Genomic DNA, 16,608 nt, shown 5'->3' with positions numbered 1-16,608 from the left:
GACAGGGCGGCCGACGAGCTACGTAGTTTTACGTAGCCGGCTTACGTAGTTGCGCGCTTGTGAGGACGCTCACGAAGGCGAATACTACATCCCCGCGGCGTACCGCGCCTTCTGGCGTGCGTTGTTGCGGCGCACCGTGCAAAAAGCAAGCTCCGATTTTGCCGCTTATTTTGCTGCTTATTTTGCTGTTTAATATCAGGTAACCGGTTTTCCGCGTGCCCGGCCACAAGTCGTGGGGCGCGGTTTCAATAATAGACTTAGGAGACGTTTGTGGAGACCTCCCCATCTTCCGGCCGTTCATGGCTGTGGATTATCTTGCTGATCCCGTACATCGCGTTGCTGTGGTTGCCGTTCTATAACGACACGCACCCCTCGTTCGCCGGTTTTCCGTTCTTCTACTGGTATCAGTTCTTGTGGGTTCCGTTGACCTCGCTACTGATTTACGTTGTGTACCGAGGTGTCAAATGAGCGATACCAATCCCGTCAACCCGGTCGCGATGACCGTCTTTATCGCGTTCTTTGTTCTCGTCACCGTGATCGGTTTCTTTGCCGCGCGCTGGAAGCGGGGCGACCTGACCCAATTGCACGAGTGGGGCCTGGGCGGCCGCCAGTTCGGCACCGTGATTTCGTGGTTCCTGGTGGGCGGCGACTTCTATACCGCCTATACCGTGATTGCGGTGCCCGCGCTGGTGTATTCGGTGGGTGCGTATGGTTTCTTTGCGCTGCCGTACACGATCATTGTCTATCCGTTCGTGTTCGCTGTGATGCCGAAGCTGTGGAAGATCGCCCAAGCGAAGAATCACATTACGGCAGCGGACTACGTGCAGGGTGAATACGGTGGCAAGTGGTTGCCTGCTGCGGTTGCGATCACGGGTATTGTCGCGACCATGCCGTATATCGCGCTACAGCTTGTTGGTATGCAGGTGGTGATCAAGGGGCTCGGCGTGACCGGTGAAATGCCGCTGATCGTCGCCTTCGTGATTCTTGCGCTGTACACGTATGCAAGCGGCTTGCGGGCTCCGGCGATGATCGCGTTCGTCAAGGACATCATGATCTATATCGTCGTGATTGCGGCGATCTGGCTGATTCCGGCGAAGCTCGGCGGCTATGCGCATGTGTTCGATGCGGCCGACACGTATTTCAAGGCCAAGGGTGGCGCAACGGGGATCATTCTGAAGCCGACGCAGTTCACCGCTTATGCATCGCTGGCTTTGGGTTCGGCGCTGGCGGCGTTCATGTATCCGCATACGATGACGGCGGTGTTGTCGTCTTCGTCGGCTAACACGGTGCGCAAGAATGCGATTTTTCTGCCGGCTTATACGTTGTTGCTGGGGTTGATTGCGTTGCTTGGGTATATGGCGATTGCAGCCGGTGTGCATGTGAAGTCGGCGTCCGATATGGTGCCTGCGTTGTTTAATACGCTGTTTCCGTCTTGGTTCGTGGGTTTTGCGGCTGCGGCCATTGCGATTAGTGCTTTGGTGCCTGCGGCGATTATGTCTATTGGTGCGGCTAATCTGTTCACGCGGAATTTGTGGCGTCCGCTTGTCTCGCCGGATATCACGCCTGAGGCTGAGGCTTCTACGGCGAAGATTGTTTCGCTGGTCGTGAAGTTTGGGGCGCTGTTGTTTATTGTGTTTCTGCCGACGCAGTATGCGATTGATTTGCAGTTGCTGGGTGGGGTGTGGATTTTGCAGATCTTCCCGGCTATTGTGTTTTCTTTGTATACGCGGCGGCTGAATACGGCGGGGTTGTTTCTCGGGTGGCTTGTCGGGATCGTTCTAGGGACGGGGCTGGCGATTTCGCAAGGGCTTAAGCCGGTGTTTGCTTTGCATATCGGGGATGCTATCTATCCGGTTTATATTGGGTTGATCGCGTTGGCGGCTAATGTTGTCGTGAGTTTTGTTGTTTCGGTTTTGTCGCCGCGGAGGGTTGTGGCGGCGGTTTGAGGTTGATGGTTGGCTGGCGCTGTGGGGGTGGATGCCTGCGGCGTTGGCCTTTCCTTGTTTTCTTGTTGGTTTATTAGCGTCGCCCCTGTGCGGGGCAGGCGCTTACTTTCTTTGCCGCCGCAAAGAAAGTAAGCAAAGAAAGCGGCTTCACACCGCTAATTCTTAAGCGGGTCCCCTGGCTTGGAGGGGGTAGTGGTGCATCTGGAATCTGTGTTCTCGCACATTCCGCCCTAGTGACAAGGCAGTCATTCTTCCGGCGGCGCTGCGCGCGCCGATGAGTACTTCATAAAACCAGTGCTTCGTTGTACTAGTCTGGACTTGATCTGACAGCTAGTCGGAAAGCGAAGTAACGAAGCCGATCCGAACCCGCTCTCTGCCCGATAAAAAATACTACGGCGTGCTACGCGAAACACTAACCGGCTGCAAACGCCCAATCACCTCGGGAATCGCTGAACTCGCCGGCGACGTTTCATCGATCGCAGTACGGCCGCCGTCGTGGAAGAACGCGAGTTCCGCAGCCTTATTCAGTGCGAGGATACTGATGCGGCGATTGGTCGGTTCGTCGGCGACATTGCTGTTCAGCGGCAATACGTCGGCGAGCCCGCGCACCTGCAACAGCTTCTCGCCGTGCATGCCGCCGGCTACCAGTGCGCGGCGCGCGGCATTGGCTCGCTCTGCCGACAACTCCCAGTTCGAATAGCCTTCAGGCCCAGCCGTATAAGGGACCGCGTCGGTGTGGCCGGCAATCGAAATGCGGTTCTCCACGTCGTTAAGCGCGGCGCCGATCTGCGTCAGGATCGTCACGGCGTAAGGCTGCAACTTCGAACTGCCGGACGGAAACATCGGCCGGTTCTGCGAATCGACAATCTCGATGCGCAAGCCTTCATTGGTGATCGAAATGCGGATCTGATCCTTGAATGCCTTCAATGCCGGGCTCTGTTCGATCAAGGCGGTAAGCTTCTCTTTCAACTGCCGAAGCCGTGCCGCGTCCGTGGGCGCCGCGATCGGTGGGACCGTGGTCGGCGGCGTCGGCTCGGTCTGGCTCTTCCCGCCGACGCCGGGCCGGGTGTCGGAGATGTCGCGGCCGCCGCCTTGTACAACGCTCGGACGCGCCGCTGCCGTGCCCTCGTTGCCGCCGAGCAAACTCGACAGCGGGGTGTTGAAATAGTCCTCGATGCCCTGCTTGTCGTACTTCGATGTCGAGCCGAGCAGCCACATCAGCAGGAAGAACGCCATCATCGCGGTGACAAAATCGGCGTAAGCGATTTTCCATGCGCCGCCGTGATGTGTGCCATGACCGTCGCCCTTTTTCGAGCGGCGCACAATCACGGGAGCGGGTGTCTCGGCCTGCTGGGACGCGCGCGATCTTCTTTCACTCATGATGCCGCTTCCCGTCAGGCCGATTTCGGCATCTTGGTGGCGCGCACGGCGTCGTCGAGTTCCTGGAAGCTCGGACGGTCGGCGGTGAACAGCACCTTGCGGCCGAATTCGACGGCTATCGGCGGTGCGTAGCCGGAGAGCGAGGCGAGCAGCACGGCTTTCACGCACTGATAAGGTTTGGCTTCGGCGCGGCCCTTGGCATTGAGCAGATCGGCAACGGGGCCGATAAAGCCATAAGCGAGAAGGATGCCGAGGAATGTGCCGACCAACCCCATCGTATGAACCACGCCCATCACCGCAGCCACAATGCCGAATGCAGGCAAGCCGTCGGCCATTTTCTGAATCGCGTTGGCCGCGACCGACGCTTCCGCGTGATGCGTGGCCAGTTCTTCGTCCATCAGGTCCTGCACCTCAAGCACGTTCACGTTGCCGCCGGACATCATGCGCAGATAGTCGACGATAAAGTCGAGCAGATGATGGTCCTTCAACACGTGCGAATACTTCTGGAACAGCACGCTTTCTTCCGGTGCGGCGACGTCGGCTTCGAGCGACATCATGCCTTCCTTACGTGCTTTCTGAAGCAACTCGTAGAGCAACGCGATCAGTTCGAGATATTTTTCTTTCGTGTAGCCACCGCTTTTGAAGCACGAAGGAATCGCCTTGATCGTTTTCTTCAGCGTGGAGGTCGGATTGCTCACGACAAAAGCGCCGATCGCCGCGCCGAAAATGCAGAGTAATTCAAACGGCTGAACGAGGGCGGGAAGATGTCCACCCACGCCGACAAAACTACCGATGACAGAACCGATAACCACTATCCAGCCGATTGCGACAAACTTGCTTTCTCCGTTTACCTTGCGCGGCGCACGTTCGATAGAACAGGCCCTATTTCAAGGGCTATTTCGAGTACGTCACAAAATTTCCGTATGTACCGGTAAACGGCCAGATTCGCGATGTCTTAAGTGTCAGCACCCGTGGAAATTCAAATATTCACCATATGGTTAGTCCATCGAATTGGTTTCCGGTAATTTTGTCCGCATGATGGCCAGTCGTTGCAGCTGCAACCAATTGTGGAGATTCGAAGACTGGATGATTGAGGACGTCGGCGTGTGGCCGGACTATTCGGCCGGGCTATTCAAAATGCATGACATAGCATTTTTACCGAACGGTCTGCTAGCATGACAAACAATTTGTAATGACAGCCGGCTCCGGCGCTCAACGCCGCCATCTGGCTTTCGTCGAATCATGAATGCCGGCAGCAACAGCGGCCCATCCGGAGATATGAGCAGTATGCGGAATCTGAATTCTGCGGTGAGCCGCCGGCTGGCAATCCAGGCGGCCTCCAGCATTGCCGGTCTCGGACTTCTGTTCGTGTCCAACGTGGGTCACGCCCAGGAGTTTTCGTTATTCGGCGGCGGCTCGCGCGCGGGCAACACGAACACCTACACGTGGGCGATCAACTATCAGGAAGGGCTCGGGCAATACTTTGCCGCGAGCTTCACGTGGCTCAATGAAGGACACATTCCGGACCATCATCGCGACGGCCAGATGATCCAGCTATGGGGCCGCATTCCCGTGGGGAGTCCGCAGTTCGTCCTGCAGGCGGGCATCGGCCCATACCGTTACTTCGACACCACCACCGCCGTGCAAGGCGGAAGTTATTCGGACACGCACGGTTGGGGCGTCGTGTATAGCTTGCGCGCGGCGTACTACGCGTCGAGCCGGTGGCTCACGCAACTGCAGTTGAATCGCGTGCATGTGCAACGCGGGCCGGATGCCACAAGCGTGATGTTCGGCGTCGGCTATCAGCTCGATGCCCCGGGCACCCCCGGTCCGCGCGACTGGGCGAGCGGCAGCAACCACAAGGTCACCAACAACGAAGTGGCGGTGTATCTCGGCGAGACCATCATCAATTCGACCAGCTCGCCGACCGCGCTGGGTGGCGCGATCGAGTACCGTCGCGGCCTTGCGAAATACCTCGAGGTGACGGTCGGCTATCTTCACGAGGGCAGCAGCAAGGTGTCGCGCCGCGACGGTATCACGAGCCAATTGTGGGCGACCCGCGCGTTCCTCGATGACAAGGCTACGCTGGCGCTCGGCGTCGGCACTTACTACGCGATCAACGAAAACGAGAACAGCCTGACGCCAGGGCCGGGCGCCGGGAAGTTTTCCGGCCTCGTCACGATCGCGGGCTCGTATCGTTTGACCGATCACTGGGATACGCGAATCGAATGGAATCGTGTCGTGACACGTTATGATCGCGATTCAGATGTGATTTTCGGCGGTGTGGGCTACCGTTGGTGATAGCTCATCGTGCCAGCAGAAGCAGTGTTCTAGAACCGATAGTAAAGATTCCAACAAAAAAACCGGAGAAGTGCATGAGAGCCAGCACCATCGCCGAGCGGGAGGCCCGTGGCCGTGCCGCCCGCGAGCACTCGAAACGTTCGAGCCATCGTACGGTAGGCGAATTGCATCGCAACCCGATCGAGTTGCTTAAGCAAAGCAGCGAGGGGCGGGTCGAAAAGCTCGTGCCGCTGCGCTACGGGCGCATGTCTGTGTCGCCATTCACGTTCTTTCGCGGTACCGCGATCATTCAGGCACATGACCTGAGCCTGGTCCCCGACACCGGCCTCACCATGCCAATATGCGGCGACGGCCATCTGATGAATTTCGGTGGATTCGCGACGCCTGAGCGTCAACTCGTATTCGATCTGAACGACTTCGACGAAGTCGCAACGGGTCCTTTCGAATGGGACCTGAAACGCCTGACCGCAAGCCTCGTGGTCGCCGCGCGTCACATGCGTTTGAGCCGCGGCACGGCCGAGCATCTGGTGATGACCGCCGCCACCGAATACCGCGACCGCATGGCGCAATACGCGCAGTGCGGCGCGCTCGAACTCTGGTACGACCGCATCACCTTCGATCTGATGGCGGAAACGGCGCTGACGCCCGAGCGCCGCCGCATCGTGCGCCGCGGCATGGAGAAGGCGGCGGGCCGTACCCACGAAAGCCTGCTCGAGAAAATGGCCGAGTTCGACGGCAGCCGCTGGGCGATTCACGACTCACCGCCCGGGCTCTTTCATGTGCATGGCACCAATACGCTTTTTTCGCCCGATGACGACTGGTTCACCATCGGCAATTGGGAGAAGTTGATCGAGCGGACGTGGAGCGAATACCTGAAGACCTTGTCGCACGACCGGCGCGAGCTGCTCGGTCATTTCACGGCACAGGACCTGGTGTTCAAGGTGGTGGGCGTCGGCAGCGTGGGGACGCGTTGTCTCGTGCTGTTGAACGTCGATCACATGGGCAAGCCGCTGTTCATTCAGATCAAGGAAGCACGGCCATCGGTGGTCGCACAGTACTACAAGTCGCCGTCGCTCAAGCACGAGGGCGAGCGGGTGGTTCGAGGGCAGCGCATGCTGCAGGCGGCGAGCGACATCTTTCTCGGCTGGGCGAGCGGGCCCTCAGGGCGCCATTTCTACTTCCGGCAACTGCGCGACATGAAACTGTCGGCGAACATCGAGTTGTTCGACACCGACCTGCTGGAAGGTTACGCGAAACTTTGCGGCTGGATCATGGCGCGCGCGCATGCGAAGGCGAGTGGCCAGGCGATCGAAGTCAGCGCGTATATCGGCCGTGGCGATCAGTTCGCGGAAGCGCTCACGGGCTACGCCACCAGCTATGCGGACCAGGTGGAACGCGATTACGACGTGTTTCTGAAGGCCTGCCGCAACGGCGAGCTCGAGGCGCGTACGGACGAAGACATGGCGGCGGATTTCCGCGTGTAATGGTCGATCGTGCTTGAGCCGCGCTTGAGCCGTGCCTGGGCCGTGCTTGAATAGCGTAAGCAATGTCTGCGTGGCTCGCCGCGTGCCGGCGGCCGAGCCTCGCGGGAAGGGGGCTCGGTTCAGTCGTCGATACGTGCTTCACGCAGCGTAACGAAGCGCAAGTGCTGCCGGCGAGCCGCGTCGATCACGCGCGGCAGGACGGCGAGTATCACCGGTTTACCCTCGATGGTGAGCGCGGCATTGCCGTCGTGCAGCAGCAGAATGTCGCGCGGGCCAAGGCCATTGAGCAGCCGCTGCGCGACCACTTGCGGATCGCGCTCGCGCGTGTCGTAGCCGCGCCGCGTCCAAGCCGCGAGCCGCAAATCGAGTTTGCGCAGCACGGGCTCGAGAAAGATGTTGCGCAACCCCGCCGGGGCGCGGAAGAACATCGGCCGCTCGCCGCTCAATGTCTCGAAGGTGCGCTGCGCCGCGTCGATCTCGCGCGTGAGTGCGCCCGGGAACGTCACCGAAAACGTGTGCACGTGAACCTGCGAATGGTTTTCCACCGCATGGCCGCGTGCGACGATTTCGCGTGTGAGCTCCGGGTAGCGTTGCGCGTTCGCGCCGATACAGAAGAACGTGGCGCGCACGCCGAACGCGTCGAGCAGATCGAGCACTTGCGGTGTGACGACTGGATCGGGACCGTCGTCGATGGTCAGTGCGATCGCGTCTGCGTTGCGCTCGCCGACGGGCAGGCGCGTCCAGTTCGGGCCGAGCAGCGAGGTGCGCGGCAACAGGCCGGCCACCGTGAAAATAGCGTGATTCGCGAAGATCGCGGCCAGCCACCACGGCCATGAGGCGGGCGCCAGCAGCCATCCGGCCAGCACGAATACATGCCAGGCGGCGGTGGCCGTGAGCATCGCGGGATAGCCGGTGCGCGGCCAGCGGCGCTGCGGCGCGGCCTCACCGCCTTGCGGCGGCGTGGAGAGTTCGTTCATAAAGCGTGCTTCCTGTCTTCCTTCCTCCGTCCTGGGAAGGCCTTGAATTGCGCGCGTGACGCGCAACGGCAAACGATACCATTGATGCGCGGTTCGACGCTGTTGCGGACGGTAACCATACGTAATGAAAGCATGCTGAAAGACGCTATGTTTCGCGACGGCCGCGACGTTGCATTTGTGACGGGCGATCCGCTGTTGTATGGTGCTAAGGCCAAAGAAATGGAGCAGGAGACGCGCTGTGACAGGAACCGGAATCAAGAAAGTGGCGCTGGTGACGGGCGCGGGCAGCGGCATCGGCCGGGCCTGTGCGCTCAAGATGCTGGGGCACGGCTATAGCGTGGTACTTGCCGGCCGTCGCCAGGCGCCGCTCGACGCCGTGGTCGAAGAAGCGCAGCAACTGGGCGGTGACGCGCTCGCCGTGGCCTGCGACGTGACGGACGCCGACAGCGTCGCCGCGCTGTTCGACACGATCCGCGCGCGGCGGGGCCGGCTCGACGTGCTGTTCAATAATGCCGGCCGCAACGGCTCGCCCGTGGATATCGACGAACTCGATATCGACGAATGGCGCTCGGTGGTCGACACCAATCTCACCGGCGTGTTTCTCTGCACGCGTGCCGCCTTCGGTCTGATGAAAACGCAGACGCCGCGAGGCGGCCGCATCATCAACAACGGCTCGATTTCCGCGCATGCGCCGCGGCCGAACAGCATCGCCTACACGGCGACCAAACACGCGATTACCGGCATCACGAAAGCAGTTTCGCTCGACGGTCGTAAATACGACATCGTGTGCGGGCAGATCGACATCGGCAATGCCGCGACGGAAATGGCCGAGCGGATGGCGCGCGGCGTGCCGCAGGCGAACGGCGAAATCGCGGTCGAGCCGTTGATGAACGTTCAGCACGTTGCCGACGCGGTGTTGCATATGGCGGAATTGCCGCTGTCGGCGAATGTGCAGTTCATGACCATCATGGCGAGCAAGATGCCGTTCGTCGGCAGGGGTTAAGCGCGGCGCCGGGCGTTTGTGGCGTGAACGGGTTGAAGGGAAGGGCCCAGGGCGTGAATTGATGGCACGGGTTCAGGTCGCGGGTTCAGGTTGAACCACCGCCGCACGCATCGCGGGAGATCAACTTATACTGACCGCTTCCCGCCTTTCGACAAAGCGATTCGCCGTGCCCCGTGCCTCACCCAAGGACGACCCGCAGCCGGTGCCGCCCGTGCAGCCCGACCTCGAGGATTGTTGTCATAGTGGCTGCAATCCGTGTGTCTTCGACCTTTACGATGATGCGCTCGAGCGCTACCAGTCAGCGCTCGCCGAGTGGCAAGCGCGGCAGGCAGCGCTGACGGTACGGGCGGGGCGAACGGTGCGAACGGCGCACGCGCGGCAGAGCAAACCGCGCACGCGCCGCTGAACGGCGTTTCAGGTTTTACGCCAAGGCCGCAGCCATACCCCATCCCCGTCATGACCGACCCTCAGCCCGCGCACATCGAACCCTTCAACGAATCGCATACGCTGGACGACCTGCATACCTTTGTGCAGCGTTATCCGCGTCTGTTCGTGCTGACCGGCGCGGGCATCAGCACCGACTCCGGCATTCCAGGCTATCGCGACGACAACGGCGAATGGAAGCGTTCGCCGCCAATCACCCTGCAGGAATTTCTCGGCACGGCCGCGATGCGCCAGCGCTATTGGGCACGCAGCATGGTCGGCTGGCCGGTGGTGGCCGACGCGCAGCCGAATGCCGCGCATACCGCGTTGGCGCGGCTCGAGGCAGCGGGACATGTGCCGACGCTCGTCACGCAGAACGTCGACGGTCTACATCAGCGGGCGGGCAGCCGCGAGGTGATCGAGCTGCATGGCGGCATCGACGGTGTGACGTGTCTGGACTGTGGCATGGAGCATTCGCGCGCGTCGATCCAGCAGACGCTCGAGGCCGACAATTCCGCGTTGCTGCACGTCACCGCCGAAACCGCCGCCGACGGCGACGCGCATCTGGAGTGGCACGATATCGAATCTTTCCGCATTCCGGCGTGCACGAACTGCGGCGGTTTGCTGAAGCCCTCGGTGGTGTTCTTCGGCGAAAGCGTGCCGCGCGAGCGTGTCGAAGCGGCTACGCATGCGCTCGACGCGGCGGACGCGGTGCTCGTGGTCGGCTCCTCGCTGATGGTTTATTCTGGCTACCGTTTCTGCGTGTGGGCGCAGAAGCAGGGCAAGCCGATTGTCGCGATCAATCTGGGGCGCACGCGCGCCGATGCGCTGCTCTCGCTGAAAATTGCCGCACCCTGTGCCGATACGCTGACCGCGCTGGCGGGCCGTCTGGCGCTGGACTGAGCAGCGCCGCGCTCACGAAAAGCAACCGCCACGCAAAAGGAACGCCGATGTTGACGACGATCGAACAGCTCGAAGCAATCTACGGTCAGCCGCATGAGCGCGCAGTGAAGAAAGAGATTCCCTACGTCAACGAAGACTATCGCGCGTTTATCGAAGTCGCGCCCTTCGCTGTGCTCGCCACCGCCGGTCCCGATGGCCTCGACTGTTCACCGCGTGGCGACGCGCCGGGCTTCGTGCGCGTGATTGACGAACGCACGCTCGCGCTGCCGGACCGCATCGGTAACAACCGCATCGACAGTCTGCGCAATATCATCGCCGAGCCGCATCTGGCACTGCTGTTCATCATTCCGGGCGTCGGCGAAAGTTTGCGCGTGAATGGCCGCGGCCGCATTTCCAACGATCCGGAAATGCTGGACAGTTTCGCCGTCGAAGGTAAACTGCCGCGCACCGTGCTGCTGATCGACGTCGATGCAGTGTACTTTCATTGCTCGAAGGCGCTGGTGCGCTCGAAACTGTGGGACCCGGCGCATCATGTCGAACGTTCGCGCCTGCCGAGTGCGGGCGAGATCCAGCGGCGTATCAATGGTGAGAGTTTCGATGCTGCGACCTACGACCGTGAACTCGCCGAACGCGTGCGCACGGCCCTGTACTGAAACAAAGTCAACATGACTGATTCCCATCCGGCGCTGCGGCAACGCTCGCCGTCCGCCGAACGCAATCGCGAACCGATCCTTGCAGTATTGCGCGAGGTGCTGCCCGCCACCGGCCGCGTGCTGGAAATCGCGAGCGGCACGGGCCAGCACGCAGTGTGCTTCGCCGGCGCGTTGCCTGGGCTTGACTGGCAACCGAGCGATCTCGATGCGGATGCGCGTGCGTCGATTGCCGCGTGGATCGCACACGAAGGGCTGGCGAACGTGCGCGCGCCGCTCGCTCTCGACGTGCATCAGACGGACTGGGGCGTGCATACGCACGATAAGCTCGATAAGCTCGGCGCCGTAGTCTGTATCAACATGATTCACATCTCGCCGTGGAGTGCGACGCAGGCGCTATTCGCCGGTGCGAGCCGCCGCCTGGCCGTTGGCGGTGTACTGTATCTGTACGGTCCTTACAAACGCGGCGGCGCGCATACCTCGGTGAGCAACGATGCGTTCGATCAACAGTTGCGCAGCCGCGACCCTGCATGGGGCGTGCGCGATATGGAAGCCGTAGTAGCGTTAGGCGCATCGGTCGGGTTGGTGTGCGACGAGCCGATCGCGATGCCGGCCAACAATTTCAGTCTGGTGTTCAGGAAACGCCTCGACGCGGCGCGGGTCTGACGAGCGGCAAGCCGGCATTTCTTTTATCCTTTCACCCTCGACGTCCCGCCGACGTTCCTTCCGGCGCGGCGTCTCGACATTTTTTGGACTCTGGAGAATTCACATGGGCAAACAGGCAATCGGCGTGGTGGGGCTGGCGGTCATGGGCCGCAATCTGGCGCTCAACATCGAGAGCCGCGGCCACGCGGTGTCGGTGTACAACCGCAGCCGCGAGAAAACCGACGAACTCATCGCCGAATATCCGGACAAGAAACTGGTGCCGGCCTTCACGCCGGAGGAGTTCGTGGAGTCGCTGGAAAAACCGCGCCGCATTCTGCTGATGGTCAAGGCAGGCGAGCCGACCGACGCCACCATCGCGCAGCTCAAGCCGCTGCTAGACAAGGGCGACATTCTGATCGACGGCGGCAATACACATTTCACCGACACCATCCGCCGCAATCAGGAACTGGCAAAAGCCGGCCTGCATTTCATCGGCACGGGCGTGTCGGGCGGCGAAGAGGGCGCATTGAAAGGCCCGTCGATCATGCCGGGTGGCCAGCGCGACGCCTATGACCTGGTCGCCCCGATCCTCACCGAAATCGCCGCCAAGGCGCCGGATGGAGAGCCGTGCGTCGCGTACATGGGACCGGACGGCGCGGGCCACTTCGTGAAGATGGTGCACAACGGCATCGAATACGGCGACATGCAGCTGATCGCCGAGAGCTACGCAGTGCTCAAGCAGGTCGTCGGTTTGTCGAACGAAGAGTTGGGCAAGGTCTACACCGAATGGAATCAGGGCGAACTCGATAGTTACCTGATCGAAATCACCTCGAAGATTTTCGGCAAGAAAGACGAGGAAACCGGCAAGGACCTGGTCGACGTGATCCTCGATCGCGCAGCGCAGAAGGGCACGGGCAAGTGGACCAGCCAGAACGCGCTCGACCTCGGCGCGCCGCTGCCGCTGATTACGGAAGCCGTGTTCGCGCGGGTGTTGTCGTCGCTGAAAGATCAGCGCGTTGCGGCGAGCAAGGTGCTGGAAGGGCCGGTGGCGAAGCCGCTCGGCGTCGAGCGTGACGCGTTCATCGAGTCGGTGCGCCGCGCGCTGTACTTCAGCAAGGTGATTTCGTACGCGCAAGGTTTCGCGCAATTGCGGGCGGCATCGGAAGAGTACAAGTGGGATCTGGACTTCGGCGGAATCGCGAAGATTTTCCGCGCCGGCTGTATCATCCGCGCCCGCTTCCTGCAGAAGATCACAGACGCCTATGCGAAAGACAAGGCGATCGCTAATCTGCTCCTCGATCCGTACTTCCGCGACATCGCGAAGAATTATCAGTCGGCGTTGCGCGAGGTCGTGATTGCCGCCATCAATGCGGGCGTGCCGGTGCCGGCATTCGCGTCGGCGGTCGCGTATTTCGATGCGTATCGTTCGGAACGCCTGCCGGCGAACCTGGTGCAGGCACAGCGCGATTTCTTCGGCGCGCATACGTTCGAGCGTACCGACAAGCCGGGCAGCTTCCACGCGAACTGGAGCTAAGCGTTTGAATTGCGGCCCGGCGCGCGCTTGCCGTAAGGCGCGCCGGGCTACGCGACCGATTGAAATCGAGATGGGCAATTATTGCTGATAGCTATCGGACAGATAGCGTGGCGGCGCGGCAAGCCGTCTACTGTTGCGAAAATCGAAATAGAGTTTCGTCGTTTAAGGGGTTTCCCCTAGATGTAGACGCTCCTAAACTTCTACTTAAGCGCTACGGGACAACGAGCCCAAAGCGCATTAAATATAAGTTCTGGAGGTTTACATCATGAAGACCCTTATCTCTGCAGTTGTCGTCGCCGCCGCTCTGGTTGCTCCTGTTGCTTCGTTTGCTCAATCGAACCAGCCGGTGACGCGCGCTGAAGTACGCGCTCAACTGGTGCAACTCGAAAAGGCGGGTTACAACCCGAACGGCGATCAAATCGACTACCCGGCTAACTTGCAAGCCGCACAGGCACGTGTTGATGCACAGAACGGCACCGCTCAAGCTGTGAACAGCGGTTACGGCGCACCGATCGCAGGCAGCTCGCAAGCCGGCCGTCCGGTGAGCGGCAACGACCGTAACTCGGTCTACTTCGGCAACTAATTCGCCGAAGCTGATGGAAACGCCGCCTTGCTGATAGGCGGCGGGTAATAAAGAAAACGCCGACCGGAATTGCCGGGCGGCGTTTTGTTGTTTACGGCTCTGCTTGGACGTCAGATCGGTTTCACAGCACGCATCAACGGTTCGGCAAATGCGGAATCCCTTCGTTGCTGGTCAGATTGAGCTGGTGAATCTGCCGATGCGCCTTGTTCAGATGCGCCTGCGCGGCCACGCGTTGCGCTTCGAGTTGCGACACCTCCTTGCGCACCTGATGCTGCCGGTTCGACACAGTCTGTTCCTGCGCGCCGCGCCGTTGCAGATCCGTGCGCAGCCGTTCGGCCTGCGCTTCTGAACGCGCGATCATGCGCGCAAGCTGTTCGTTTTGCGCTTCCAATTGCGCGCGACGCGTTTCGCCTTCCGAGAGCCGCGTCGCCTGTTCCTCGAAGTGATGGAAGGCCGCTTCCGCGGCTTCGAGGTCGGCGGCTTTGAGCGCGCGCCAAAGCGAGCCGTCCTGATACAGCGCGACGTAGTAGGTCAGTTCCTTCGCGTGGAACAGCAGGCTCACCGAATAGGCGAAGCTGCGGAACACGCAGAACGGCGTCAGCGCTTCTTCTTCGGCAAGCCATTCGATCTCGGCGGTGTCGGCCATCTGCACGCCGCGCGCGCTGACCTGCGAGGGCACCACCGGCACCGGCCGCAACGCCGTCACCGGCCGCGCCGGCTCGGCGACTGGGGCGGCGGCGGGTGTGCCAGCGGCAACGGCAGCGGGCGTGACGTCGGCCGCCGTGGCCAGCGCCGCCTCCTCGCTGTCGTCGGGCGATACGGGATCGGCGGGGTTCTCTCGCGCGACCTGCACGAGATGCGATGGGCCTGCCAGCACGCTGCGGCGGTTCAGGAGACTTTTCACGGCGGTTCCTCCGGTTGACTCGCCCGAAACCTTCAGACGGCGCCGACGGTCAAGCATGCCGGGCAATCTGGCGGTTCAAGCGGTGAGCGAAAAGTGGCGGACCGGCGGCGCGAGGCGGTGAGCGCCGGGGCGCGCGGCACTGCGGATGCGTTTGCGTTTGCGCGAGCGCAGCTTTAATGCAGGGTGCGGTGCCGGCGGCCTATTTCGTCGAACAACGCGCGGCTTGGTTCCAGGGCAAGCAGCCAGGATTCGTCGTAACCGCTGAGATTGTCTAGCGCCTCGCGCAGCCGTTCGATCGCCAGAGCCGGAATCTCGACGCTGGCTTCGACGCCGCTCGACAATCCCGCGATGCTGGCCAACTGGACCAGCGCGTCGGCGGCTTCGGCGACGTCTGCCGCGAAAACCAGATGTGTGTTCAACAGCTCGACCAAACCGGGCGACGCCGCAACATCGTCCACGTTGAGTTGCACGGCCAGAAAGGTGGCTTTGTTCATCCTCAACTCCTCGCAGGATCCAGGCTTTTGTGTACGGTGCGTTGCGGCAGCATGACTGAGTATAGGCGAGGGTTGAAAGGATTCAATAATCACACGAATGCGCTCGGCGGCCCCGTGGCGGCGGTCGTGCCTGCCGCAACACCTGTAATGGGCCCAGTCGAAACGCGTGATCTTGCTGGGTCGGGTGGTCCGGTATGCGGCATGGATAACGCGTCGATAGCGTCTGCTTCTCAACCGGCTATCCGCCATGAAGATCATTCTTGTTCGTCGCTGTCCGATGCGAAGTGTTGTTCAAGAATGGCCTCGCTAACGGTCGACCGACGTCACCGGCATAACGGGGCGCTCTGCGGCCGACTTCCGCCTGTTGGCAGTCTGCGGGAATACGCACCAACTGCCGTCATCGTGCCTGAAGAAGAACAATGCGCGCGCTCCGCTCGGTGACGACGTCTCGACGCACACGTAGCGTCGGCCGCCCAATCTGGTGCGGCTGAAAGCGGTCACATGAACTGGCCTCGCGGGCGCCGGTGCGAGCCATTTTTCAACCTGACAACGCAGGGATTGCTCATTCGTGTTCTTCATGTCCGCCTCCAGCAAGTGTGAAGGTCACTAACGTTGGGTAGGATGCAGTCCGCAAACGCCAGCGCTGGTCTTATCCCGAGTTGTCGCTGGCGTTTGTGACACACGCTATTGCCCGATTTGCCGGCTTACGTGATTCTCTTGCTGGTTCAGCGCGTAATCCTCGTGCCTCGTGATATGGCTGCCGTTCTGACTTGCCATGTCACGCTCCTCCTGGCGGATCTGATGGTCATCGCGATGCAGTCTCGCCGCCTCGGCGTGGGACATTTCGCCCTCCCTTACTTCTTGATGGATGCGACGATCCTGATTCGCGAGGCGATGGTTGATCTCAGCACGGCGTGGGTGCGTCGCATTCCAGTTTGTTTGAGCCGACGCTGTGCCCGCAAACGACAAGGCCAGTGCTGCAATAGCGGCGAGTTTGTAGGCAACGTTGTGCATGTTCGTCTCCAATCCAGTTGAGGGGACGGCTTCGGGCCGTTCATCTCCTCAACGTCTCGGACGACCACGATGTTGACCATGGAGTTGTGAGTTGTGAAACCGAATATTTCGTGTTGGCTGGACTTCAGAGAATCGTGCGAACGGAGGCAGGTGTTTCAAACTACACGTCTCGTTACACACAAAAACACCGGTAATCTGCCGGCTCAATATAGTGCCTTCACAACTGACAAGTGAGGCGCGTTATGAAAAGAATTCTTGTGCTGATGCTGATGGCCGTATGTCTCGGAAGTGCGCTGGGCGGCTGCATCGTTGTGCCTGCAGGCGGGTACTATCACCGCTATTAACCGTAACTGACTCGCTGCGTATT

Annotated in this window: 18 protein-coding genes; 11 read left to right on the top strand and 7 right to left on the bottom strand. The window is 60.9% G+C overall.

Annotation, left to right across the window (positions count from 1 at the left end; all coding sequences use genetic code 11):
• The first annotated feature begins 270 nt into the window (after positions 1–270).
• Together GNZ13_RS31280 and mctP are read left to right on the top strand one after the other, a co-directional pair.
• Positions 271–468: a DUF3311 domain-containing protein gene (locus GNZ13_RS31280; RefSeq protein ID WP_172171787.1), complete on the top strand. Its 198-nt coding sequence runs from the start codon at positions 271–273 to the stop codon at positions 466–468.
• A complete protein-coding gene (mctP, locus tag GNZ13_RS31275; RefSeq protein ID WP_172171785.1) occupies positions 465–1,946 on the top strand; it encodes a monocarboxylate uptake permease MctP in 1,482 nt (493 codons plus the stop codon). Before GNZ13_RS31280 ends, mctP begins: the two co-directional genes overlap by 4 nt.
• A gap of 390 nt (positions 1,947–2,336) precedes the next feature.
• On the opposite strand, the gene motB is transcribed toward mctP, so the two are convergent.
• Together motB and motA are read right to left on the bottom strand one after the other, a co-directional pair.
• Positions 2,337–3,326 (bottom strand): flagellar motor protein MotB, encoded by a 990-nt coding sequence (motB, locus tag GNZ13_RS31270; protein WP_172171783.1) that lies wholly within the window; start codon positions 3,324–3,326, stop codon positions 2,337–2,339.
• A 14-nt stretch (positions 3,327–3,340) separates the two neighbouring features.
• Complete coding sequence (gene motA / locus GNZ13_RS31265) at positions 3,341–4,198, bottom strand: flagellar motor stator protein MotA (protein ID WP_172171829.1); 858 nt, start codon at positions 4,196–4,198, stop codon at positions 3,341–3,343.
• Positions 4,199–4,613: 415 nt separating this feature from the next.
• Between motA and GNZ13_RS31260 the strand changes: the two genes are divergently transcribed.
• A complete protein-coding gene (locus GNZ13_RS31260; RefSeq protein WP_172171781.1) occupies positions 4,614–5,627 on the top strand; it encodes a hypothetical protein in 1,014 nt (337 codons plus the stop codon).
• Between the two features lie 74 nt (positions 5,628–5,701).
• Positions 5,702–7,111: a DUF2252 domain-containing protein gene (locus tag GNZ13_RS31255; protein ID WP_172171779.1), complete on the top strand. Its 1,410-nt coding sequence runs from the start codon at positions 5,702–5,704 to the stop codon at positions 7,109–7,111.
• A gap of 119 nt (positions 7,112–7,230) precedes the next feature.
• On the opposite strand, the gene GNZ13_RS31250 is transcribed toward GNZ13_RS31255, so the two are convergent.
• The gene (locus GNZ13_RS31250; protein WP_172171777.1) at positions 7,231–8,088 is read right to left on the bottom strand and encodes a polysaccharide deacetylase family protein; all 858 of its coding nucleotides are present in this window, start codon (positions 8,086–8,088) and stop codon (positions 7,231–7,233) included.
• Between the two features lie 238 nt (positions 8,089–8,326).
• Between GNZ13_RS31250 and GNZ13_RS31245 the strand changes: the two genes are divergently transcribed.
• The 7 genes from GNZ13_RS31245 (at position 8,327) to GNZ13_RS31215 (ending at position 13,829) form a co-directional block, all read left to right on the top strand.
• Positions 8,327–9,091, top strand: a complete 765-nt coding sequence (locus GNZ13_RS31245) for an SDR family oxidoreductase (protein ID WP_172171775.1) — start codon at positions 8,327–8,329, stop codon at positions 9,089–9,091.
• A gap of 166 nt (positions 9,092–9,257) precedes the next feature.
• A complete protein-coding gene (locus tag GNZ13_RS31240; RefSeq protein WP_172171773.1) occupies positions 9,258–9,497 on the top strand; it encodes an oxidoreductase-like domain-containing protein in 240 nt (79 codons plus the stop codon).
• 50 nt (positions 9,498–9,547) lie between these two features.
• Positions 9,548–10,417, top strand: a complete 870-nt coding sequence (locus GNZ13_RS31235) for an NAD-dependent protein deacetylase (protein ID WP_172171771.1) — start codon at positions 9,548–9,550, stop codon at positions 10,415–10,417.
• A gap of 47 nt (positions 10,418–10,464) precedes the next feature.
• Positions 10,465–11,070, top strand: coding sequence for a pyridoxamine 5'-phosphate oxidase family protein (locus GNZ13_RS31230; protein WP_172171769.1), 606 nt, complete (start codon positions 10,465–10,467; stop codon positions 11,068–11,070).
• A 12-nt stretch (positions 11,071–11,082) separates the two neighbouring features.
• Positions 11,083–11,733, top strand: a complete 651-nt coding sequence (locus tag GNZ13_RS31225; RefSeq protein WP_172171767.1) for a DUF938 domain-containing protein — start codon at positions 11,083–11,085, stop codon at positions 11,731–11,733.
• A gap of 103 nt (positions 11,734–11,836) precedes the next feature.
• Entirely contained in the window at positions 11,837–13,246 is a 1,410-nt protein-coding gene (gndA, locus tag GNZ13_RS31220) for an NADP-dependent phosphogluconate dehydrogenase (protein WP_172171765.1), read from the top strand.
• Positions 13,247–13,511: 265 nt separating this feature from the next.
• Entirely contained in the window at positions 13,512–13,829 is a 318-nt protein-coding gene (locus GNZ13_RS31215) for a DUF4148 domain-containing protein (protein ID WP_172171763.1), read from the top strand.
• Between the two features lie 133 nt (positions 13,830–13,962).
• Here the strand turns inward: GNZ13_RS31215 and GNZ13_RS31210 are convergent, their stop codons facing one another.
• The 4 genes from GNZ13_RS31210 to GNZ13_RS31200 form a co-directional block, all read right to left on the bottom strand.
• The gene (locus GNZ13_RS31210; protein ID WP_172171761.1) at positions 13,963–14,733 is read right to left on the bottom strand and encodes a DUF2968 domain-containing protein; all 771 of its coding nucleotides are present in this window, start codon (positions 14,731–14,733) and stop codon (positions 13,963–13,965) included.
• Positions 14,734–14,906: 173 nt separating this feature from the next.
• The gene (locus GNZ13_RS31205) at positions 14,907–15,227 is read right to left on the bottom strand and encodes a hypothetical protein (protein ID WP_054041885.1); all 321 of its coding nucleotides are present in this window, start codon (positions 15,225–15,227) and stop codon (positions 14,907–14,909) included.
• A gap of 306 nt (positions 15,228–15,533) precedes the next feature.
• On the bottom strand, positions 15,534–15,806 hold the full coding sequence (locus GNZ13_RS52890) for a hypothetical protein (protein WP_236002269.1): 273 nt from the start codon (positions 15,804–15,806) through the stop codon (positions 15,534–15,536).
• Positions 15,807–15,911: 105 nt separating this feature from the next.
• Positions 15,912–16,241: a hypothetical protein gene (locus GNZ13_RS31200; protein ID WP_172171759.1), complete on the bottom strand. Its 330-nt coding sequence runs from the start codon at positions 16,239–16,241 to the stop codon at positions 15,912–15,914.
• Positions 16,242–16,608 lie beyond the last annotated feature (367 nt).

This window comes from Paraburkholderia elongata (assembly GCF_013177735.1).
In the GTDB taxonomy this organism is placed as follows: domain Bacteria; phylum Pseudomonadota; class Gammaproteobacteria; order Burkholderiales; family Burkholderiaceae; genus Paraburkholderia; species Paraburkholderia elongata.
Note: the sequence above shows the minus strand (reverse complement) of the source record. Positions and strands in the feature narration are given on the sequence as shown.

What these genes read in the sequence shown, in the direction of transcription:
- mctP (WP_172171785.1), top strand. Translation starts at nt 465, where the DNA reads ATGAGCGATACCAATCCCGTCAACCCGGTCGCGATGACCGTCTTTATC.
- motB (WP_172171783.1), bottom strand. Translation starts at nt 3,326, where the DNA reads ATGAGTGAAAGAAGATCGCGCGCGTCCCAGCAGGCCGAGACACCCGCT.
- GNZ13_RS31260 (WP_172171781.1), top strand. Translation starts at nt 4,614, where the DNA reads ATGCGGAATCTGAATTCTGCGGTGAGCCGCCGGCTGGCAATCCAGGCG.
- GNZ13_RS31255 (WP_172171779.1), top strand. Translation starts at nt 5,702, where the DNA reads ATGAGAGCCAGCACCATCGCCGAGCGGGAGGCCCGTGGCCGTGCCGCC.
- GNZ13_RS31250 (WP_172171777.1), bottom strand. Translation starts at nt 8,088, where the DNA reads ATGAACGAACTCTCCACGCCGCCGCAAGGCGGTGAGGCCGCGCCGCAG.
- GNZ13_RS31235 (WP_172171771.1), top strand. Translation starts at nt 9,548, where the DNA reads ATGACCGACCCTCAGCCCGCGCACATCGAACCCTTCAACGAATCGCAT.
- GNZ13_RS31230 (WP_172171769.1), top strand. Translation starts at nt 10,465, where the DNA reads ATGTTGACGACGATCGAACAGCTCGAAGCAATCTACGGTCAGCCGCAT.
- GNZ13_RS31225 (WP_172171767.1), top strand. Translation starts at nt 11,083, where the DNA reads ATGACTGATTCCCATCCGGCGCTGCGGCAACGCTCGCCGTCCGCCGAA.
- gndA (WP_172171765.1), top strand. Translation starts at nt 11,837, where the DNA reads ATGGGCAAACAGGCAATCGGCGTGGTGGGGCTGGCGGTCATGGGCCGC.
- GNZ13_RS31215 (WP_172171763.1), top strand. Translation starts at nt 13,512, where the DNA reads ATGAAGACCCTTATCTCTGCAGTTGTCGTCGCCGCCGCTCTGGTTGCT.
- GNZ13_RS31205 (WP_054041885.1), bottom strand. Translation starts at nt 15,227, where the DNA reads ATGAACAAAGCCACCTTTCTGGCCGTGCAACTCAACGTGGACGATGTT.
- GNZ13_RS52890 (WP_236002269.1), bottom strand. Translation starts at nt 15,806, where the DNA reads ATGAAGAACACGAATGAGCAATCCCTGCGTTGTCAGGTTGAAAAATGG.
- GNZ13_RS31200 (WP_172171759.1), bottom strand. Translation starts at nt 16,241, where the DNA reads ATGCACAACGTTGCCTACAAACTCGCCGCTATTGCAGCACTGGCCTTG.